Origin of the sequence: Bacillus sp. RZ2MS9 (assembly GCF_001816185.2) — a bacterium.
Lineage (GTDB): Bacteria > Bacillota > Bacilli > Bacillales > Bacillaceae_G > Bacillus_A > Bacillus_A cereus.
The window spans coordinates 3,736,986-3,758,455 of the sequence record NZ_CP049978.1 but is presented as its reverse complement, the minus strand read 5'-3'; the positions used below and the strand labels follow the sequence as shown (position 1 = coordinate 3,758,455).

Sequence of the window (21,470 nt, the reverse complement as noted above, 5' to 3'; positions counted from 1 at the left end):
GGGTTTCTAGTATGAAGAAAAAAGCAGGCCTTTTATTATCATTAACATTAGCAGCAAGTACAGTTTTAGGTGCATGTGGTAACTCGGATAAGGCGAGCAGTGACAAGAAAGACACGAAAGACAATAAAGACTTCAAGGTTGGTCTCGTAACGGATGTTGGGGGCGTTGATGATAAGTCATTCAACCAATCTTCTTGGGAAGGGTTACAAAAGTTTGGTAAAGATAATGGTTTAAAAGAAAAGACAAATTATCGTTACCTTCAGTCTGAAAAAGAGGCTGATTATATTCCGAATTTAAAAAAATTCTCGAAAGATAAATATGATTTAACATTCGGAATTGGTTATAAATTAGAGGGTGCAATTAAAGAAGTAGCAAAAGAATCGTCAAAACAACAATTTGCAATCGTAGATACTGTTGTAGATGCACCGAACGTAACGAGCATTACGTTTAAAGATCATGAAGGATCATTCCTTGTAGGTGCGGTAGCAGCTATGTCAACAAAATCGAATAAAGTAGGATTTGTTGGTGGAATGAAAAGTGATTTAATTAGTAAATTTGAAAATGGATTTAAAGCTGGTGCAAAGGCAGTAAATCCAAACATTGAAATCGTATCTGAATATGCAGAAGCATTCGATAAGCCTGAAAAAGGTACAGTTCTTGCTTCAGCAATGTATGGTCAAGGCGTAGACGTAATTTATCATGCTGCTGGTGGTACAGGTAACGGTGTGTTCACAGAAGCGAAAAACCGTAAGAAAAAAGGTGAAAATGTTTGGGTAATCGGTGTTGACCGTGACCAACATCAAGAAGGTATGCCTGAAAATGTAACATTAACTTCAATGATTAAACGTGTTGATGTAGCTGTAGAAAAAGTAGCTAAAGAAGCAAAAGATGGGAATTTAAAAGGTGGGAAAATTGAAGAGTTTGGCTTAAAAGATGACGGTATTGGTATTTCAAAAACAACTGATAACGTGAAAAAAGTTAACCCTGAAATTTTAACAAAAGTAGAAGAGCTTGAAAAGAAAATTACAGCCGGTGAAATTAAAGTGCCAGCTACAGATAAAGAGTATAAAGAATACGAAGCTTCTCTAAAAAAATAAATAGAGAAATAGCAAAGGTTAGTTCATAGAACTAACCTTTGTATGTATAAAACTTCCGAATTGCTTAATAAGTTAATAGTGTAATAGGGAATGTTCCCTGTTAAAAGGAGGAACACAATGGAATACGTAATTGAGATGAATAACATTACGAAAGTATTCCCAGGCATTGTAGCGAATGATGATATTACGCTGCAAGTAAAGCAGGGTGAGATACATGCTTTACTTGGAGAAAATGGTGCAGGGAAATCCACATTGATGAATGTACTATTTGGTTTGTACCAACCAGAGCAGGGTGAAATTAAAATTAAAGGTAAACCTGTAAAAATCACAAATCCGAATATAGCAAATGACCTTGGTATTGGAATGGTCCATCAACACTTTATGCTTGTTCATAATTTTACAGTTACAGAGAATATTATTCTCGGAAATGAACCGAAGAAAAAAGGGAAAATTGCTGTTGAGGATGCTGCTAAAGAAATTCAAAAACTGTCTGAACAATACGGTTTGGCTGTAGATCCATATGCGAAAATACAGGATATTTCAGTTGGTATGCAACAGCGTGTTGAGATTTTGAAAACTCTTTACCGCGGTGCAGAAATTTTAATATTTGATGAACCGACAGCTGTGTTAACACCACAAGAAATTCATGAGCTAATTCAAATTATGAAAAAGCTTGTACAAGAAGGAAAATCTATTGTTCTTATTACACATAAGTTGAAAGAAATTATGGAAGTTTGCGATCGTTGTACGATTATTCGTAAAGGAAAAGGGATTGGAACGGTTGACGTTGCAAATACGGATGAAAATAAACTTGCAGAATTAATGGTCGGACGTCAAGTGAATTTTAAAACAGAAAAAATAGACGCGAAGCCAAAAGAAGAGGTACTTTCAATTGAAAACCTTGTTGTTCACGATGCACGTCAACTACCTGCTGTAAAAGGCCTTGACTTAACTGTTCGTGCGGGGGAAATTGTTGGGATTGCAGGGATTGATGGAAACGGACAAAGTGAATTAATAGAAGCGATTACTGGTTTACGAAAAGTTGAGTCAGGTTCTATTGCAATTAAAGGAAAAGAAATAACAAATTGGCCTGTTAGAAGAATAACAGAAGAAGGAATTGGTCATATTCCAGAAGATCGTCATAAACACGGACTCGTTCTTGATTTTTCTGTTAGAGATAATATAGTTCTTCAAACGTACTATAAAAATCCGTTTTCAAAGAAAGGGATTTTAAATTTCAGCAAAATTACAGAAAAAGCAAAGTCTCTTATTGAACAGTTTGATGTACGTACACCTAGTGAGCAAACGTTAGCACGCGCCCTATCTGGGGGCAATCAACAAAAAGCAATTATTGCACGTGAAGTAGACCGAAATCCAGATTTATTAATTGCGGCACAGCCAACACGTGGTTTAGATGTAGGAGCAATTGAATTTATTCATAAGAGATTAATAGAGCAAAGGGATAAAGGAAAAGGTGTATTACTTTTATCATTAGAGTTAGATGAAATCTTAAATGTTAGCGATCGAATTGCTGTTATTTATGAAGGGGAAATTGTAGCAATAGTTGATGCGAAAGAAACGAATGAACAACAGCTTGGATTGTTAATGGCTGGAGGAACAAAGAAGGAGCAGGTGGGTACAAATGGCTAAAAAACTTTTAACAGAACGAACGATAAATATTTTAGTCCCAGTACTATCCGTTATTTTCGGCTTACTTGTAGGAGCGATTGTAATGCTAGTTAGTGGCTATGATCCAATTGTTGGTTATAGTGCACTTTGGACAGGAATGTTCGGCAGCGCAAGTGCGATTGGTGAAACGCTCCGTACAATGATACCGCTTATTCTTGCTGGCTTATCGGTGGCGTTTGCATTTCGTACAGGTTTATTTAATATCGGGGTAGAGGGTCAATTGTTAGTTGGTTGGCTTGCGGCGGTTTGGTTCGGTTATGCAGTCTCACTACCAGCGTTCCTTCATATTCCATTATCGATTTTATTTGCCGCATTGGTGGGCGGAATTTGGGGCTTCATTCCGGGATATTTAAAAGGGAAGTTTCAAGTGAATGAAGTTATTGTAACTATTATGATGAACTATATTGCGTTGTATGTAACGTATGACATCATTAAGCGTTTCTTACATGCGGGTAATGACAAAACGTATGATATTAAAGAGAGTGCGTCACTATCTTCAGACTGGCTTGCTTCTATTACTGACGGTTCACGTCTACACTGGGGAATTATTGTAGCAATTTTAATCGCTATTTTAATGTGGTTCTTATTAGATCGAACAACTTTAGGTTACGAATTAAAGTCTGTAGGATTTAATCAGCATGCTTCTCAATATGCAGGTATGAAAGTTTCTCGTAATGTAGTATTCTCTATGACAATTGCTGGTGCATTTGCGGGGATTGGTGGAGCGATGGAAGGATTAGGGACATTCCAGAGTATGACAGCGATGTCTTCGTTTACAGGAGTAGGATTTGATGGGATTGCCGTAGCATTACTTGGAGGGAATAATCCGTTTGGTATAATCCTTTCAGCTTTATTATTTGGTGGTTTGAAAAGTGCTTCCCCTCAAATGAACTTTGAGGCAGATGTACCGTCAGAGCTTATTAATGTAATTATTGCATGTATCATCTTCTTTGTTGCATGTAGTTATGTGTTAAGATGGGCGCTTACACGCATGAGCAAGGAGGGGAAATAAATGAGCTTTTTAGATATATTAGCCATTCTTGTGACGGGTACGTTATATACATCGGCACCTATCATTTTCACAGCACTAGGTGGTGTATTTAGTGAACGATCGGGTGTTGTAAATATCGGATTAGAAGGACTAATGCTATTTGGTGCATTTATTGGAGTTGTTACAAACTTATTAATGGGTGATACTTGGGGAACGATGACTCCATGGATTGCGTTATTATTTGCGGCAATTGGTAGTGGATTATTTGCATTACTTCATGCGGTAGCTTCTATTACATTCCGAGCAGATCAAGTTGTAAGTGGTGTAGCCATTAACTTCTTATCTCTTGGTTTAACAGTATTTGCAATTAAGAAGATTTTTGATAAAGGGCAGACTGACTTTATTCAGTATCGTATTGAAAAGATTGATATTCCAGGCCTTTCGGATATTCCGGTTTTAGGGAAAATATTTTTCTCGAACGTACCAATAACGTCGTATATTGCCATTATTTTAGCATTCGTTGTTTGGTATGTTATTTATAAAACACCGTTCGGTCTTCGTCTACGTGCTGTTGGTGAACACCCAATGGCAGCGGATACGATGGGGATTAATGTATATAAAATGCGTTATATTGGAGTCTGTATTTCAGGAGTGTTTGCTGGAATCGGTGGAGCGATTTTTGCAATGTCAATTTCTAATAACTTCTCAGGGGCAACTATTACAGGACAAGGTTTCTTAGCTTTAGCTGCTATGATTTTTGGGAAGTGGAATCCACTAGGCGCATTAGGTGCAGCTCTATTCTTTGGTTTTGCGCAATCTCTAAGTGTAACGGGCGGAACAATTCCTGTACTAGATCAAATTCCAAGTGTTTTATTAACGATATTACCATATGTATTCACAATATTAGCGCTTGTTGGTTTTGTAGGTCGTTCTGAAGCTCCGAAAGCATTAGGAACTCCTTATGAAAAAGGAAAACGATAAGTATTTTATAAGTATAAAAAAGCTCGCACATTAGTGTGGGCTTTTTTACATAGAATATATTTAATACGGAATTTTACTATGTTCCTTACATATTAAAGTTTTTAGAAAGAATCATATGTAAGCATAATAAGGGAGAAAAGTTGATTTTTTATTTCTAAAAACTGTATATTGAAGAGGAATATTCCTATATACGTAAAGGAGGGCTATAAATGAAACTAATGGAACAACAACTACATGAGTTAGATGGTTTGCGCGTACATATTATTCCGACTGATAAATATAAAACGAATACCTTTGTATTTCGTTTTAAAGCGCCTTTAAATGAGGAGACGGTGACAGAGCGTGCCTTATTGCCATACGTATTGCAAAGTGCGACAGAAAAATTACCTTCTGTAATTCGTCTTCGTCAATATTTAGAAGAATTATACGGATCTTCTTTAGCGGTAGATGTAAGTAAAAAAGGGGAAGACCATATTATCTCCATTTATGTAGACATTGCAAATGAAGTTTACTTACATGATGCACCACCGTTATTTGAAAAAGCGCTTTCTATGTTGTCAGATATTGTGTTACATCCAGCAACGGAGGGCAACGGTTTCCTATCTTCTATCGTAGAAAGTGAAAAAAGAGCACTGTTACAGAGAATTGAAGCTACTTATGACGATAAAATGCGTTATGCAAACGAGCGTTTAATTGAAGAAATGTGCAAAGTAGAACCGTATCGTTTAAGTGCAAATGGAAAAAAAGAGAGTGTTATGTCTATTACAAATGAAAGTCTGTATCAATATTATCAAAAGGTGTTAGCGGAAGATGAAATGGATCTATATATTATTGGTGATATTTCAGAAAACGCCGTTGATCTTGTAAGTAAGTATTTTTCTATTTCAGCTCGTCCAGTGAGAGAAAGAAATGTACTCCTTCATAGACGAAATAATGAAGAAAAAGAAGTTGTTGAAAAACAAGAATTAAAACAAAGTAAATTACACATCGGTTATCGTACATTTGTCACATATAAAGATGAAGATTATTTTGCATTGCAATTGTTCAATGGATTGTTTGGTGGCTTTTCTCATTCGAAGTTATTCGTAAATGTGCGTGAAAAAAATAGTTTAGCGTACTATGCAGCATCGCGCTTTGAAAGTCATAAAGGTTTATTATTTGTTATGTCAGGAATTGAAGCGAAAAATTATGAAAAAGCAGTTGAGATTATTAAAGAACAAATGCTTGCGATGCAAAACGGAGAGTTTTCTGAAGAAGAAATACATCAAACAAAAAGTGTCATCCAAAATCAAATATTAGAGGCAATTGATACACCACGTGGCTTTGTAGAAATGCTATATCATGGTATTATTTCAGATCGTACACGTCCAGTTGAAGAATGGCTTACAGGTATAGAAAGTGTGACAAAAGAAGAAATTGTAAAAGTTGCTAAAAATATTGAACTAGATACAATTTACTTTTTACAAGGAACGGAGGGAGAGTAAGTGGAGAAAATTGTTTATGAGCAATTAAAAGAAACACTCTATTATGAAAAACTTCCTAATGGATTAGATGTATATGTTTTACCGAAACAAGGATTTAATAAAACATTTGCAACGTTTACGACGAAATATGGTTCTGTAGATAATACATTTGTACCATTAGGGAAAGAAGAAATGATTCGTGTGCCAGATGGGATTGCACATTTTCTTGAGCATAAATTATTTGAAAAAGAAGATCATGATGCTTTCCAATTGTTTAGTAAACAAGGAGCATCGGCAAATGCTTTTACATCCTTCACACGAACAGCTTACCTTTTTTCAGGTACTTCAAACGTAGAACAAAATTTAAATACATTGCTAAACTTCGTACAAGAGCCCTATTTCTCTGAAAAAACGGTTGAAAAAGAGAAGGGGATTATTGGGCAAGAAATTCAAATGTATCAAGATAACCCAGATTGGCGTTTGTACTTTGGGTTAATTGATAGCTTATTTGTAAAACACCCAATTAAAATTGATATTGCGGGGACAATCGAATCTATTAGTAAAATTACGAAAGATTTATTATATGAATGTTATGAAACATTTTATCATCCGAGCAATATGTTATTATTTGTTGTGGGTGCAATTGATCCAGAGAAAACAATGGATTTAGTACGTGAAAATCAAGCGAAAAAAGATTATAAAAACCAGCCAGAAATTGTGCGTTCATTTGAAGAAGAACCAAATGAGGTAAATGAAAAGAAAAAAATTATTTCAATGCCTGTGCAAACACCGAAATGTTTAGTTGGTATTAAAGCGACTAATTTAAAAGAAAAGGGGCAAGCGCTTTTAAAACAAGAAATTGCGCTTACGTTACTTTTAGATTATTTATTTGGAAAAAGTTCTGTTCATTACGAAGCTTTATATAATGAAGGACTTATTGATGATTCATTCTCGTATGACTATACAGAAGAAAATAACTTCGGTTTTGCAATGGTTGGTGGTGATACGAAACAACCTGATGAATTGGCAGATCGTTTAAAAGATATTTTATTAAAAACAGATTATGATCAATTAGATGCGGCGGCATTAGAACGAGTGAAGAAAAAGAAAATTGGTGGTTTTTTACGCTCGTTAAATTCACCAGAATATATTGCAAATCAATTTACACGATACGCGTTTAATGAATCTAGCCTATTTGATGCATTGACTGTATTAGAAGGACTAACCGTTCAAGACTTACAAGAAGTAGCGGGATTATTGTTATCAGAAGAAAAAATGAGTATTTGTCAGGTGTTACCGAAAAAATAAAATTAAAAAGATACCCTCATCTTATCATTGAAAAATTGTAAGATGAGGGTATTATTTAGTTGTGTGAAAATTGAACTTGTAGAGATAAGAGAGGGAATTTATGAAAAAGTATGCGTTAGTAACTGGAGGGAGCGGAGGGATTGGCTCTGCTATTTCGAAACAATTAATTCAAGATGGATATACAGTTTATGTTCATTACAATAACAGTGAAGAAAAGGTATTGGAATTGCAGAAGGCATGGGGAGAAGTTATCCCTGTTCAAGCTAATTTAGCTTCTAGTGATGGAGCAGAGCAATTGTGGGGACAAATTGAACATCCTATTGATGTTATTGTATACGCAGCTGGGAAGAGTATTTTTGGACTAGTAACAGATGTAACAAACGATGAATTAGATTATATGGTAGAACTTCAAGTGAAGAACGTATATAAATTACTTTCAATGGCACTTCCGCCTATGATTGAGAGAAGAAGTGGTAATATTGTAATTGTTTCATCTATATGGGGACAAATAGGGGCTTCTTGTGAAGTACTTTATTCAATGGTAAAAGGGGCGCAAAATTCATATGTGAAAGCTTTAGCGAAAGAAGTTTCTTTAAGTGGATTACGTGTGAATGCAGTAGCACCAGGAGCAATTGAAACGGAAATGTTAAGTGTTTTTTCTGAAGAAGATAAAATGGGAATTGCTGAAGATATACCATTAGGTAGAATAGGATTACCAGAAGAAGTAGCGAAAACAGTTTCATTTCTCGTATCACCAGGAGCGTCTTACATAACTGGACAAATTATCGGAGTGAATGGCGGTTGGCACTGCTAAAAAATTCTTACATAAAAAATGAATAGTTGCACAAATTAAGGATGATTTTATTACTCAATAGTGAGGTGCTTAATTATGTCAGTATTAGATAATTTTGATCAGTGGAAGAGCTTTTTAGGAGAACGTTTAGAGCAAGCGCAAGACAAAGGTTTAGATGGCGGTGCGGTATCAGATATGGCATTTCGTGTTGGCGACTATCTTGCTAATGAAGTAGAAGGACGCAATGACCAAGAGAAATTATTAGCTGAGCTTTGGAAAGTTGCTGATGAACAGGAGCAACATACAATTGCAAATTTAATGGTTAAGTTCGTACAACATAAGTAAAAGTAGAGAGGAGATTCTCCTCTCTACTTTTTTTGTATAATAATTACACAGGATAGATTATACATTTAGCTTCCCTATTAGGGTGAAATCATATAATATAGTACGTAGGTGTAAAGTAAGCAAGGGGAGTGATCTTGGATGATTGAATGGTATTTTGAATATGAAATACATAAAAACCGACCTGGCTTGCTTGGTGACGTTTCTTCGTTAATCGGTATGCTCGGCATTAATATTGTCACAATTAATGGTGTAGATAATGCACGACGTGGGTTACTTCTTATGTGTGATAATCAAGAGCAAATCTCTAGACTTGAATCAATTTTAAATACGATGGATAACATAACGGTAACGAAATATCGTCCGCCCAAGCTAAGAGATAAGCTAGCGGTTAGGCATGGTAGGTACATACAACGAGATGCAGATGATAAGAAAACATTTCGATTTGTGCGTGATGAATTAGGCTTACTTGTAGACTTTATGGCAGAAATCATGAAAAAAGAAGGCCATAAACTAATTGGGATACGCGGAATGCCTCGTGTCGGAAAAACAGAATCCATTGTTGCTGCAAGTGTTTGTGCAAATAAAAGGTGGTTATTTGTATCATCTACTCTTATTAAGCAAACTGTTCGCAGTCAATTAATTGAAGATGAGTATAGCGATGACAATATTTTCATCCTAGATGGAATTGTGTCAACGAAGCGTGCTAACGAAAGACATTGGCAGCTCGTTCGTGAAATTATGAGATTGCCTGCAACGAAAGTTGTGGAACATCCTGATGTATTTGTGAGTCAGTCAGAATACACATTGGATGATTTTGATTATATTATCGAGTTGCGTAACGATTATGATGAAGAAATACAATATAATTTAGTAGATGAAATTGAGCAAGGTACGCAAAATAATTTCTCTATGTTTGACTTTTAAAGAAATATTGAGGTGTTAGTAGTGACGGAATTGGGACAAAAGCTGAAAGAAGCAAGAGAAGCGAAAGGCTTGTCTATTGATCAGCTGCATGAGATTACAAAAATTCAAAAACGCCATTTAGTGGCAATTGAAGAAGGCAATTATGATGTATTGCCAGGAGCTTTTTATGCGCGTGCATTCATTAAACAATACGCAGATGCGGTTGGATTAAATGGAGAGGAACTGCTTGTAGAACATCAGAGTACGATACCACAATCTGAAAAGCGTGAAGTTCCGCAAGTATCAACGGGACAAAAAACACAAGAAACAATGCAAAAATCTTCATCATGGCCAATTGCAGATCACATGCCGAAAATCTTAGTTGCGCTGTTAGTCATCGCAGTTGGAGTGGTAATCTGGTTTGTGTTTCAAGCGTTAACTGGAAAAGATGATGAAAAAGTTCCAAGCGCTCAAAGTGAGAAAATTGAAGTTCAAAAAGCGAAAGATTCTCCGTTAGATACGAAGAAAGATGAAGTGAAAGCGGAAGAGCCAAAAAAAGAGGAACCAAAGAAAGAAGAACCAAAGAAAGAGGAGCAACCAGCACAACCAACTGGACAGCAAGAAGTGAAAGTAGTTGGAACAACTGGAAAGGTATCTACTTTGGAAATTCATAATAATAAAACATTAGAACTGGAAATTTCAGCTAAGGGTACAAGTTATGTAGATGTTAAGGATGATGCGGGTAACGAAATTCTAAATACTACAGTACAAAGCGGTCAAACAGAGAAACGCGATGTATCAACATTAAAAGAAGTACGACTTAATATTGGAAGTGCACCGAATGTTGAAATTAAACTGAATGGCCAAGTGCTTGCTTTCCCGTTAGATCCACAAAAAGAATATCACCAAAGATTGGTGATTAAAAACCAAGGGATAGAGCAACCAGCACAATAACAGTCATCGCTTCGATGACTTTTTTTCGATGAACAAATGTTTTTGATATGATGGAGGAATAGCTGTGAATTTACCAAATAAAATTACAATATCTAGAATCTTCTTAATTCCAATTTTTATGGTAATTATGTTAGCGCCCTTTGATTGGGGTTCATACAAAATTGGTGATGTTGATTTGCCAATTCAACATTTAGTGGGGGCACTTATCTTTATCATTGCTTCAGCTACAGATTGGATTGATGGACATTACGCAAGAAAGTATAATCTTGTAACGAATTTAGGGAAGTTTCTTGACCCGTTAGCTGATAAATTGCTTGTTTCGGCAGCACTTATTACATTGGTAGAGATGCAATATGTACCGGCTTGGATTGTTATTGTAATTATCAGTCGTGAGTTTGCGGTAACTGGTTTACGTCTTGTACTTGCTGGAACAGGGGAAGTAGTTGCAGCAAATCAGCTAGGGAAAATTAAGACATGGACACAAATTATTGCGATTGCAGCATATTTATTACACGATGTACCTTTAAATTTAATCCATATTCCAGTTGCGGATATCTTCATATGGATTGCATTAATCTTTACTGTTATTTCAGGATGGGATTATTTCTGGAAAAATAGAGCTGCTTTTGTAAACTCAAAATAGAAGTTTATGGGGGAATTGGGATGAATGCTGAGATTATTGCGGTTGGAACTGAATTATTACTTGGACAAATTGCAAATACAAATGCCCAGTTTTTATCTGAAAAGTTAGCTTCAATCGGAATTAACGTGTACTATCATACTGTTGTTGGTGATAATAATAAGCGACTGCAAAAGGCGATTGAAGCTGCGGAAGAACGTGCTGATATACTTATTTTTACAGGTGGCTTAGGACCGACAAAAGATGATTTAACGAAAGAAACGATAGCTGCTAGTTTAGATGAAGAGCTTGTGTATGATGAAAAGGCATTAGCCTTAATAAGTAATTACTTTAAGCGTACAGGCCGTGAATTTACGGAGAATAATAAAAAGCAAGCGCTCGTTTTAAATGGAGCAACAGTATTTGCAAATAACCACGGTATGGCGCCTGGTATGGGGGTAAATAAGAACGGAAAAGTTTATGTTTTATTACCAGGGCCGCCAAAAGAAATGAAACCAATGTATGTAAGTTACGTAGAGCCTTTTTTACGTAATTTTACAACAGGAGAAAACATTTATTCTCGTGTGCTTCGTTTTTTTGGTATTGGGGAGTCCCAATTAGAGGTGAAAGTGCAAGATTTAATTGATGGACAAACAAACCCAACAATTGCCCCGTTAGCAAATGATGGAGAAGTGACATTACGTTTAACCGCTAAGCATCAAAATGTTAGCGAAGCGGAGAAACTAATTCAACATGTGGAAGATTTGATTTTAGAAAGAGTAGGAGAATTTTTCTACGGATATGACCAAGAATTTTTGCATTATAAGGCAATCGAGTTATTGAAGAGAAAAGGGTTAACTTTAGCGTGTGCAGAAAGTTTAACAGGTGGTCTTTTTGGAAATCAAGTAACTGAAAACGCTGGTGTTTCTTCTGTGTTTAAAGGCGGTGTCATTTGTTATCATAATGATGTGAAGCAACATGTTTTACGTGTGCCTGAAGAAGTATTGCATACTGATGGTGCAGTTAGTAAAGAATGTGCTCGTTATCTCGCTGAAAATGTTAAGGATGTATTAAAAGCGGATATCGGAATTAGTTTCACTGGGGTAGCAGGGCCAGATGCTTCAGAACAGAAAGAACCAGGAACAGTATTTGTTGGGCTTTCGGTTAAGGATGAGCCAACTGTAGTCTTTCCTCTTAATTTAAGCGGAAGTCGTCAACAAATTAGAGAACGAACAGTAAAATATGGATTTTATCATTTATATAAAAAGCTAGAAGAGATATAAGTTTCTTCTAGTTTTTTTACGGTTAAATTTAGATATTATTTGATAGAAAATAAAAAAATCGAATAAATGTTCGATTTTTATTGGCAAATTGAATTGAAAATAGGTATAATAAGATTAGCAATTCAGTTAAGGAGGAATTTTGAATGAGTGATCGTCAAGCAGCGTTAGATATGGCGTTAAAACAAATAGAGAAGCAATTCGGTAAAGGTTCAATTATGAAATTAGGAGAACAAGCGGAGCGTAGAGTTTCTACGGTTTCTAGTGGTTCTTTAGCACTTGATGTGGCACTAGGAGTAGGCGGATATCCACGTGGCCGTATTATCGAAATTTACGGACCTGAAAGTTCAGGTAAAACGACAGTTTCATTACATGCAATTGCAGAAGTACAACGTCAAGGTGGACAAGCAGCATTCATCGATGCGGAGCACGCAATGGATCCTGTATATGCACAAAAATTAGGCGTTAACATAGATGAATTACTATTATCACAGCCTGATACAGGGGAGCAAGGATTGGAAATCGCGGAAGCACTTGTACGAAGTGGTGCGGTTGACATTATCGTAATTGACTCTGTAGCAGCTCTTGTACCGAAAGCAGAGATTGAAGGCGACATGGGTGACTCACACGTAGGTTTACAAGCGCGTTTAATGTCACAAGCACTTCGTAAGCTTTCAGGAGCAATCAACAAATCAAAAACAATTGCAATCTTTATTAACCAAATTCGTGAAAAAGTTGGGGTTATGTTCGGAAATCAACTACAAGTTGCTTAATCGAAAAGATTAAGGAGTTTACCATGGGTTTCCCTTGCTAGTGATAGCATGTTAAAAAACCTTGTGAACCTTATTGCCTAAGGGTGTAACTATCCATATAGTTGCTAACGGTGAAGCCCACCATTATTTAGGGTAATACCGTGCCAAGCTCCATAGTGATATGGGGAAGGTGTAGAGACTACCGAAAAGGACTTTTAGTTAACTGAGTAGGGTACGGCAGATGATAGGCTACTGCTGGAAGTGCAAGGCTCTCTGTAAAGAGATGAAGAGATAGTCCAGACTATAGAGATGGAAAATCTATAGATAGTGCCAGAAACAACTCCAGGTGGTCGTGCGTTGAAATTCTATTCAACTGTTCGTCTTGAAGTGCGTCGTGCGGAGCAATTAAAGCAAGGTAACGACATCGTTGGTAATAAAACAAAAGTAAAAGTAGTGAAAAATAAAGTAGCACCACCATTCCGTGTTGCGGAAGTTGATATTATGTACGGAGAAGGTATTTCAAGAGAAGGTGAAATCTTGGATATGGCTTCTGAGCTTGATATTGTTCAAAAGAGCGGTGCTTGGTATTCTTATAATGAAGAACGCCTAGGACAAGGTCGTGAAAATTCGAAGCAGTTCTTAAAAGAAAATACAGATTTAAGAGAAGAAATTGCCTTCTTTATTCGTGAGCATCACGGAATTAGTGAAGATTCTGGTGCTGAGGGCGCAGAAGATTCAACTCTTCTTGATTAAAAAAATAAAAGACACGGCCTCGTGTCTTTTATTTTTTTATCTACTATTAAGGAGCATAATACTATAGATAAAAATATTTTTTTACTTCAAATGGGTTGTGTAAAGAGGGATATTTAAATATTTTAAGGAAAAGAAATGGGAATTACTAAGGTTTTCCAGTATAGTAGGCTCCTTACTTTTTAAATTTAGGTCACATTCAAGGCTGAAGGTAAAGAAAGTAAAAGTAGACAACGCTTGACAATGAAAATTACGATAGATACAATGAGAATGTATATTTTTTCTTATATACAATATACTCTTCTCAAGAAGAGAAGTAATATTCGGAGTAAGGTTTAAATCTTACCGAAATAATAATATGACATTTTAATTGTGAAATGAAGAAAGTCCCTTAAAAAAGCGGGACGACGGTCTTTGCTGTATGTTGTAATTCAATGTACATGCCGACAGTCTTTTTTCATTCATAGCAAGGGGAGGTGAAATCATGACGAGTACAGTTTGGATACTCATCTCCATTTTGCTTGCAACAGTCGGTGCAGTTGTTGGCTTTTTTGTTCGAAAGTCTATTGCTGAAGCGAAGATTAATGGTGCAGCTAATGAAGCGAGACGTATTTTAGACGAAGCGAATCGTGATGCTGAAGCACTTAAGAAAGAAGCGCTTTTAGAAGCAAAGGATGAAATTCATACACTTCGTACAGAAGCTGAATTAGAAATTCGTGACCGTAGAAGCGAATTACAAAAACAAGAAAATCGTTTAATGCAAAAAGAAGAGAACCTTGATCGTAAAGACGAAACGCTCGATAAACGCGAGCAACAGTTAGAGAAGAAAGAGGAATCTCTTGTAGCGAGACAACAACAGATTGAAGAGTTGGAAAGCAAAGTGGGAGAGTTAGTTCAAAAGCAACAAACAGAATTAGAGCGCATTTCCAATCTGACACGCGAACAAGCGAAAGCAATTATTCTTGGTAAAGTAGAAAGTGAAGTTTCTCATGAAATCGCTGTTATGGTAAAAGAAAGTGAAGTTCGCGCGAAAGAAGAAGCGGATAAGAAAGCAAAAGAGATTTTATCTCTTGCAATGCAAAGATGTGCAGCTGATCATGTTGCTGAAACAACCGTTTCGGTTGTAAATCTTCCAAATGACGAAATGAAGGGACGTATTATCGGGCGTGAAGGTCGTAATATTCGTACGTTAGAAACGTTAACGGGTATTGACTTAATTATCGATGATACACCAGAGGCGGTAATCCTTTCTGGATTCGACCCAATTCGTCGTGAAACAGCTCGTATCGCTCTTGATAAACTAGTACAGGACGGACGTATTCACCCAGCGCGTATTGAAGAGATGGTCGAAAAATCAAGACGTGAAGTGGACGAGTATATTCGCGAAGTCGGAGAGCAAACAACGTTTGAAGTAGGTGTTCACGGATTACATCCAGATTTAATTAAAATTTTAGGTCGTTTAAAATACCGTACAAGTTATGGTCAAAACGTCTTAAAACACTCTATGGAAGTTGCATATTTAACTGGACTTATGGCGGCAGAGCTTGGCGAGGATGAAAAACTAGCAAGACGTGCAGGTCTATTACATGATATCGGAAAAGCGATTGACCATGAAGTAGAAGGAAGCCACGTTGAAATTGGTGTTGAACTTGCAACGAAATATAAAGAGCATCCTGTAGTTATAAACAGTATCGCATCTCACCATGGTGACACAGAACCAACTTCTATCATTGCAGTTTTAGTTGCAGCAGCAGATGCTTTATCAGCTGCAAGACCGGGAGCTCGTAGTGAAACACTTGAAAACTATATTCGTCGTCTTGAAAAGTTAGAAGAGATTTCAGAGTCTTATGAAGGCGTTGAAAAATCATTTGCAATTCAAGCAGGACGTGAAGTTCGTATTTTGGTAAAACCAGATACAATCGATGACTTAGAAGCTCATCGTTTAGCTCGTGATATCCGAAAACGTATTGAAAATGAACTGGATTACCCAGGACATATTAAAGTAACTGTTATTCGTGAAACACGTGCAGTGGAATACGCAAAATAAAGTGGTGAAACACCACTTTATTTTTTTGTGTTGGAATTGGATAAAATAAAGACAGTTAGTTATATAGCATAAAAGTGAAGCAAACTTATAATAAAGATATTATAAGGAATTTACTTGATGCTATAGCAATAAAAAATGCAGTACATAGAAAGGGTAAGACATATGAGAATATTATTTGTTGGGGATGTAGTAGGATCTCCTGGTAGAGGTATGATTCAACAATACGTACCGGCATTAAAGAAAAAATATACACCTACAGTAACAATCATTAATGGAGAAAATGCAGCAGGTGGCCGTGGGATTACAGAAAAAATATATCGAAACTTTTTAGAGTGTGGGGCGCAGGCAGTTACACTTGGAAACCACGCTTGGGATAATCGTGAAGTATTTGAATTCATCGATGATGCAAAATATCTTGCAAGACCAGCTAACTTCCCAGAAGGAACTCCAGGAAAAGGACTTATCTTTGTGAACTGTAATGGAACAGAAGTTGCAGTTATTAATTTACAAGGACGTACTTTCCTTCCTCCAATTGATTGTCCATTCCGTAAAGTGGATGAATTAATTAATATTGCGAAAAAACGTACGAATATTATATTTGTTGATTTCCATGCGGAGACTACAAGTGAAAAACAAGCGCTAGGTTGGTATGTAGATGGACGTGCTACAGCAGTAGTAGGTACGCATACGCATGTCCCTACAGCGGATAACCGTATTTTACCAAGCGGAACGGCATACATTACAGATGTTGGGATGACAGGGCCGTATGACGGAATATTAGGTATGGACAGAGAAGCAGTATTGAAGAAGTTTTTAACAAACTTACCAGTACGATTTGAAGTAACAAATGGTAGAACGCAATTAAGCGCAGTGTTAATTGATGTGGATCCAAATACAGGAAAAGCAAAGAAAATTGAACGTATTTTAATTAATGACGATCAACCGTTTTTTGAGTAAATTTCCGTTAAATTTTAGATAAGTTATTATATTTTAATTTTTTAGAAAAATTACAGAAATTTAGCAGGAATACGCGCCATTCCTCGTGAATATAAGTTAAAGTGAAATAATTGCTAATACTTTTTAAAGAAACGAGGAGGAAACGCGGAATGGAAATATTAAAAGTTAAAGCAACGTCGGTCCCTAATTCTGTAGCTGGTGCACTTGCAGGTGTTATTCGCGAACGCGGAACAGCAGAAATTCAAGCTATTGGTGCAGGTGCATTGAACCAAGCTGTAAAGGCAGTAGCAATCGCAAGAGGATTTGTAGCGCCTAGTGGTTTGGACCTGATTTGTATCCCAGCGTTTACAGATATTATGATTGATGGCGAAGAGCGTACAGCAATAAAATTAATTGTAGAACCTCGTTAAGTTTAAACAACCTGTTTGCAGTATGCAAACAGGTTGTTTTTATAATGGAGGAATGAAAATGAAAATTTTTGATGCTCATTGTGACGTGCTTCTTCAGTTATGGAGTGCACAAGGGAAAAGGAATTTTAAAGATGATTCACAATTACATATTACATTTGAACAGTTAAAGAGAAGAAAAGGAAGTATACAATGTTTTGCTATATATGTACCAGAAACAGTGGCATATGAAAACCGATTTGAAGTAGCATTACAAATGGTAGATATTTTTTATAATGAAATTTTATCCTTACCAGGTGTGAAGTTTATTCAGACAAAAGATGATATTAACATATTAAAACAGGACGAGATTGGAGCGATATTAACAATAGAAGGATGCGAAACAATTGGAAAAGATGCAATGAAATTACGGTTGTTGTATCGCCTAGGAGTACGTTCTTTTGGACTAACATGGAATTATGCCAATCTCTTAGCTGATGGTGCGCTAGAGACACGTGGGGCGGGTTTAACGACTTTTGGTAAACATGTTGTACAAGAACTGAATACGTTATATGTATGGACTGATGTGTCTCATTTGAATGAAAGAAGTTTTTGGGATGTTATAGAGATTGCAAAAAATCCTATTGCTTCCCACTCAAATTGTATGAAACTTTGCGAGCACCCACGTAATTTGAATGATGAACAACTTAAAGCTCTTATAAAGAAAAATGGCATGATCGGTGTCACTTTTGTACCGCAATTTCTAACAAGCGAAGGGCAAGCAAATATAACAGATATAATAAAACATATCGAATATATTTGCTCGCTAGGTGGAGAAAACAATATAGGGTTTGGTTCAGATTTTGATGGGATTGTAGATACAGTTGTAAATGTATCAGCTTATCGAGATTATGAAAATGTAATGAATGAGCTTTGTAAACACTATGCTGCATCAACTGCAGAACGATTTTTATATAATAATTTTGTTGAACATATAAGTTTTTAAGTTTTTGATTTAAAATTCAGAAAAATCAAAATTAATTCATTTGATTTTATTGCTTTTTTTAAGACCTAATACTAGAATGAAAAACAAAATAGCTTTATACTAAAGATTCAGGGAAATCAGAAGAGGCATAATTTGCGTCCGTTGTAGTTTATTTGCATAAAAAATGCTAAACTATTACTGTAAAAAAATACACTACAATGAATGCAGCCAAAAGGGGTGTAGGAGATGATTAGTCAACTTTCATGGAAAGTTGGAGGCCAACAAGGTGAAGGAATTGAAAGTACAGGAGAAATCTTCTGTATTGCATTAAACCGATTAGGATATTACCTATACGGTTACCGCCACTTCTCATCACGTATAAAAGGCGGCCATACAAATAATAAAATTCGTGTAAGTACAACAGAAGTACGAGCGATCTCAGATGATTTAGATATTTTAATTGCTTTTGACCAAGAAACAATTGATTTTAATTTCCACGAACTACGTCCAGGTGGAATTGTAGTTGCGGATGCGAAATTTAATCCAACAATACCTGACAATACAGATGTAAATCTATATGTGATACCGTTTACAGATATTGCTTCAGAATTAGGCACATCATTAATGAAAAACATGGTTGCTGTAGGAGCATCAAGTGCAGTATTAGGATTAGATGAAACAGCTTATTTAGATGTTGTTGAAGAAATCTTTGGTCGTAAAGGAGAGCAAGTCGTTCAAAAGAATATGGACGCAATTAAACGCGGCTCTCAATATATGAAAGAATTACTAGGTGAGAAAGTAAACATGATGCAGCTTGAAAAAGCTGATGGTAAAAAACGCATGTTTATGATTGGAAACGATGCAATCGCATTTGGTGCGGTAGCTGGTGGTGCTCGTTTTATGTCAGCATACCCAATCACACCTGCATCAGAAATTATGGAATACTTAATTAAAAAATTACCGAAAGTCGGTGGAACAGTAATCCAAACTGAGGATGAAATCGCAGCTTGTACAATGGCAATCGGTGCAAACTATGCTGGTGTTCGTACATTAACGGCATCTGCTGGTCCTGGTCTTTCATTAATGATGGAAGCAATCGGTTTAGCAGGTATTACAGAAACCCCATTAGTAATTGTTGATACACAACGTGGCGGCCCAAGTACAGGATTACCAACGAAACAAGAACAGTCTGACTTAATGGCGATGATTTACGGTACGCATGGTGAAATTCCAAAAATCGTAATGGCGCCAAGTACAGTTGAAGAAGCTTTCTATGACATTGTAGAAGCATTTAACTTATCTGAAGAATATCAAGTTCCTGTTATTTTCTTAACAGATTTACAGCTTTCGTTAGGAAAACAAACAGTAGAACCACTTAAATTAGATAAAGTGGAAATTCGTCGTGGTAAGCTTGATTTAGAAGCAGAATTACCAGAACGTGAAAATAAAGCATACTTCAAGCGTTATGAAGTAACAGAAGACGGGGTTTCACCACGTGTTTTACCTGGTATGAAAAATGGTGTTCACCATGTTACAGGTGTAGAACATGATGAAACTGGAAAACCATCGGAATCAGCAATAAACCGTAAAGATCAAATGGACAAACGTTTCCGTAAAATGGAGAACTTGAAGTTTAATACCCCTGTTTATAAAAATGTTAAGCATGAAGAAGCAGACGTATTGCTTGTTGGATTTAACTCAACTCGTGGTGCGATCGAAGAGGCAATGACGCGTTTAGAACAAGAGGGTATGAAAGTAAACCATGCTCATGTGCGTTTAATTCACCCGTTCCCAACAGCTGAAATCGATCCACTTGTGAAAAAGGCGAAGCGTGTTGTAGTAGTAGAAAACAATGCAACAGGTCAGCTTGCTAACATTATGAAAATGAATCTTGGTAATGGTGAGAAAATTTCTAGTCTTTTAAAATATGATGGAAACCCATTCTTGCCGAAAGAGATTTACAACGAATGCAAAAAAGGGGTTGTATTAAATGGCAACATTTAAGGACTTTCGTAACAGTGTAAAGCCAAACTGGTGCCCAGGTTGCGGAGACTTCTCAGTGCAAGCTGCAATTCAACGTGCGGCAGCTAACGTTGGCCTAAATCCAGATGAACTTGCTGTTATTTCTGGTATCGGCTGTTCAGGCCGTATTTCAGGTTATATTAATTCATATGGTGTGCATAGTATTCATGGTCGTGCCCTTCCGATTGCACAAGGTGTGAAAATGGCAAATCGTGATTTAACAGTTATCGCTTCAGGTGGTGACGGTGATGGATTTGCGATTGGTATGGGACATACAATCCATTCTATTCGTCGTAATATCGACATTACGTACATCGTAATGGATAACCAAATTTATGGATTAACAAAAGGGCAAACTTCACCACGTAGTGAAGCTGGATTTAAAACGAAAAGCACACCACAAGGTTCAATTGAACCATCACTAAATGTAATGGAAATGGCCTTAACAGCTGGTGCGACATTTGTGGCGCAAAGCTTTTCGAGTGATTTAAAAGAATTAACACAAATTATTGAAGCTGGTATTAACCATAAAGGATTTTCATTAATTAACGTATTTAGCCCATGTGTTACTTACAATAAAGTAAATACTTACGATTGGTTTAAAGAGAACTTAACGAAACTAAGCACAGTAGAGGGATATGATCCATCTAATCGCATGATGGCTATGCAAACTTTAATGGAAAATAACGGTTTAGTAACAGGGTTAATTTATCAAAATACTAAGCAACCATCATATCAAGAACTTGTTAAAGGCTATAGTGAAGAGCCTTTAGTGAAATCGGATTTAAATATGGATCAGAAAATGTTTGATGAGCTTGTTGCTGAATTTATGTAATGTAAGAAAAAAAGGTTGCCGATTTGGCAACCTTTTTTTATGTACAAAAATATAGGGTAGTCTTATTTACTTAGAAAATTCAGAATGATAAAATAATATATAAATCGTTGTATGAAAATGGCAAGTTCATTGCTTATGAAATGTAAGGTAATAAAAGTCCTTTGTATTGTTAAAATTGGCGAAACACGTCATACTATGGTAATGTTTATAGGGATAAAGCAATATGCTTTTGGGTAGGACAACAAGAAATGATAAAAAGGGAATGTCTATTTGCGTGGGGAAGACTTCATTCTTATGAATGATTAGATTGATT

18 protein-coding genes and 2 pseudogenes are annotated in these 21,470 nt (G+C 36.3%); all 20 read left to right on the top strand.

All coding sequences use genetic code 11. From position 1 onward, the window contains the following. The first annotated feature begins 11 nt into the window (after positions 1-11). Positions 12-1,097: a BMP family lipoprotein gene (locus BHV55_RS19000; RefSeq protein WP_000725771.1), complete on the top strand. Its 1,086-nt coding sequence runs from the start codon at positions 12-14 to the stop codon at positions 1,095-1,097. 117 nt (positions 1,098-1,214) lie between these two features. Then, positions 1,215-2,747 (top strand): ABC transporter ATP-binding protein, encoded by a 1,533-nt coding sequence (locus BHV55_RS18995; RefSeq protein ID WP_000456909.1) that lies wholly within the window; start codon positions 1,215-1,217, stop codon positions 2,745-2,747. Further along, a complete protein-coding gene (locus BHV55_RS18990; RefSeq protein ID WP_001085254.1) occupies positions 2,740-3,798 on the top strand; it encodes an ABC transporter permease in 1,059 nt (352 codons plus the stop codon). Before BHV55_RS18995 ends, BHV55_RS18990 begins: the two co-directional genes overlap by 8 nt. Further along, positions 3,799-4,758: an ABC transporter permease gene (locus BHV55_RS18985; protein ID WP_000008857.1), complete on the top strand. Its 960-nt coding sequence runs from the start codon at positions 3,799-3,801 to the stop codon at positions 4,756-4,758. A 209-nt stretch (positions 4,759-4,967) separates the two neighbouring features. Next, positions 4,968-6,242 carry an EF-P 5-aminopentanol modification-associated protein YfmF gene (gene yfmF / locus BHV55_RS18980; protein WP_000772405.1) on the top strand — a complete coding sequence of 425 codons (1,275 nt, stop codon included), beginning with the start codon at positions 4,968-4,970 and terminating at the stop codon, positions 6,240-6,242. Next, a complete protein-coding gene (yfmH, locus tag BHV55_RS18975) occupies positions 6,243-7,529 on the top strand; it encodes an EF-P 5-aminopentanol modification-associated protein YfmH (protein ID WP_048567509.1) in 1,287 nt (428 codons plus the stop codon). Between the two features lie 100 nt (positions 7,530-7,629). Next, positions 7,630-8,343: an elongation factor P 5-aminopentanone reductase gene (gene ymfI / locus BHV55_RS18970; RefSeq protein WP_048567510.1), complete on the top strand. Its 714-nt coding sequence runs from the start codon at positions 7,630-7,632 to the stop codon at positions 8,341-8,343. A gap of 75 nt (positions 8,344-8,418) precedes the next feature. Beyond that, positions 8,419-8,667 carry a DUF3243 domain-containing protein gene (locus tag BHV55_RS18965; protein ID WP_000114450.1) on the top strand — a complete coding sequence of 83 codons (249 nt, stop codon included), beginning with the start codon at positions 8,419-8,421 and terminating at the stop codon, positions 8,665-8,667. 138 nt (positions 8,668-8,805) lie between these two features. Beyond that, positions 8,806-9,591 carry a DUF3388 domain-containing protein gene (locus BHV55_RS18960; protein WP_000574107.1) on the top strand — a complete coding sequence of 262 codons (786 nt, stop codon included), beginning with the start codon at positions 8,806-8,808 and terminating at the stop codon, positions 9,589-9,591. 21 nt (positions 9,592-9,612) lie between these two features. Next, on the top strand, positions 9,613-10,524 hold the full coding sequence (locus BHV55_RS18955) for a helix-turn-helix domain-containing protein (protein ID WP_048567511.1): 912 nt from the start codon (positions 9,613-9,615) through the stop codon (positions 10,522-10,524). A 64-nt stretch (positions 10,525-10,588) separates the two neighbouring features. Further along, on the top strand, positions 10,589-11,167 hold the full coding sequence (gene pgsA / locus BHV55_RS18950; RefSeq protein WP_001052967.1) for a CDP-diacylglycerol--glycerol-3-phosphate 3-phosphatidyltransferase: 579 nt from the start codon (positions 10,589-10,591) through the stop codon (positions 11,165-11,167). A gap of 20 nt (positions 11,168-11,187) precedes the next feature. Then, positions 11,188-12,426, top strand: a complete 1,239-nt coding sequence (locus BHV55_RS18945; protein ID WP_048567512.1) for a competence/damage-inducible protein A — start codon at positions 11,188-11,190, stop codon at positions 12,424-12,426. Positions 12,427-12,569: 143 nt separating this feature from the next. Then, a pseudogene (gene recA, locus BHV55_RS18940) lies at positions 12,570-13,178 on the top strand (recombinase RecA); the annotation flags it as partial. A gap of 327 nt (positions 13,179-13,505) precedes the next feature. Continuing rightward, a pseudogene (locus BHV55_RS18935) lies at positions 13,506-13,928 on the top strand (recombinase RecA family protein); the annotation flags it as partial. A 481-nt stretch (positions 13,929-14,409) separates the two neighbouring features. Further along, positions 14,410-15,972 carry a ribonuclease Y gene (gene rny / locus BHV55_RS18930; RefSeq protein WP_000204911.1) on the top strand — a complete coding sequence of 521 codons (1,563 nt, stop codon included), beginning with the start codon at positions 14,410-14,412 and terminating at the stop codon, positions 15,970-15,972. Between the two features lie 162 nt (positions 15,973-16,134). After that, positions 16,135-16,929, top strand: a complete 795-nt coding sequence (locus tag BHV55_RS18925) for a TIGR00282 family metallophosphoesterase (RefSeq protein WP_001221095.1) — start codon at positions 16,135-16,137, stop codon at positions 16,927-16,929. Positions 16,930-17,078: 149 nt separating this feature from the next. Then, on the top strand, positions 17,079-17,339 hold the full coding sequence (spoVS, locus tag BHV55_RS18920) for a stage V sporulation protein SpoVS (RefSeq protein ID WP_000404341.1): 261 nt from the start codon (positions 17,079-17,081) through the stop codon (positions 17,337-17,339). Between the two features lie 58 nt (positions 17,340-17,397). Continuing rightward, positions 17,398-18,321: a dipeptidase gene (locus BHV55_RS18915; RefSeq protein ID WP_048567514.1), complete on the top strand. Its 924-nt coding sequence runs from the start codon at positions 17,398-17,400 to the stop codon at positions 18,319-18,321. 225 nt (positions 18,322-18,546) lie between these two features. After that, a complete protein-coding gene (locus BHV55_RS18910) occupies positions 18,547-20,304 on the top strand; it encodes a 2-oxoacid:acceptor oxidoreductase subunit alpha (protein WP_000625417.1) in 1,758 nt (585 codons plus the stop codon). Beyond that, entirely contained in the window at positions 20,291-21,157 is an 867-nt protein-coding gene (locus BHV55_RS18905) for a 2-oxoacid:ferredoxin oxidoreductase subunit beta (protein ID WP_000190155.1), read from the top strand. Before BHV55_RS18910 ends, BHV55_RS18905 begins: the two co-directional genes overlap by 14 nt. Positions 21,158-21,470: the final 313 nt, after the last annotated feature.

Coding starts and splice junctions, on each gene's coding strand:
- BHV55_RS19000 (WP_000725771.1), top strand. CDS start 12: ATGAAGAAAAAAGCAGGCCTTTTATTATCATTAACATTAGCAGCAAGT.
- BHV55_RS18995 (WP_000456909.1), top strand. CDS start 1,215: ATGGAATACGTAATTGAGATGAATAACATTACGAAAGTATTCCCAGGC.
- BHV55_RS18990 (WP_001085254.1), top strand. CDS start 2,740: ATGGCTAAAAAACTTTTAACAGAACGAACGATAAATATTTTAGTCCCA.
- BHV55_RS18985 (WP_000008857.1), top strand. CDS start 3,799: ATGAGCTTTTTAGATATATTAGCCATTCTTGTGACGGGTACGTTATAT.
- yfmF (WP_000772405.1), top strand. CDS start 4,968: ATGAAACTAATGGAACAACAACTACATGAGTTAGATGGTTTGCGCGTA.
- ymfI (WP_048567510.1), top strand. CDS start 7,630: ATGAAAAAGTATGCGTTAGTAACTGGAGGGAGCGGAGGGATTGGCTCT.
- BHV55_RS18965 (WP_000114450.1), top strand. CDS start 8,419: ATGTCAGTATTAGATAATTTTGATCAGTGGAAGAGCTTTTTAGGAGAA.
- BHV55_RS18960 (WP_000574107.1), top strand. CDS start 8,806: ATGATTGAATGGTATTTTGAATATGAAATACATAAAAACCGACCTGGC.
- BHV55_RS18945 (WP_048567512.1), top strand. CDS start 11,188: ATGAATGCTGAGATTATTGCGGTTGGAACTGAATTATTACTTGGACAA.
- rny (WP_000204911.1), top strand. CDS start 14,410: ATGACGAGTACAGTTTGGATACTCATCTCCATTTTGCTTGCAACAGTC.
- BHV55_RS18925 (WP_001221095.1), top strand. CDS start 16,135: ATGAGAATATTATTTGTTGGGGATGTAGTAGGATCTCCTGGTAGAGGT.
- spoVS (WP_000404341.1), top strand. CDS start 17,079: ATGGAAATATTAAAAGTTAAAGCAACGTCGGTCCCTAATTCTGTAGCT.
- BHV55_RS18915 (WP_048567514.1), top strand. CDS start 17,398: ATGAAAATTTTTGATGCTCATTGTGACGTGCTTCTTCAGTTATGGAGT.
- BHV55_RS18910 (WP_000625417.1), top strand. CDS start 18,547: ATGATTAGTCAACTTTCATGGAAAGTTGGAGGCCAACAAGGTGAAGGA.
- BHV55_RS18905 (WP_000190155.1), top strand. CDS start 20,291: ATGGCAACATTTAAGGACTTTCGTAACAGTGTAAAGCCAAACTGGTGC.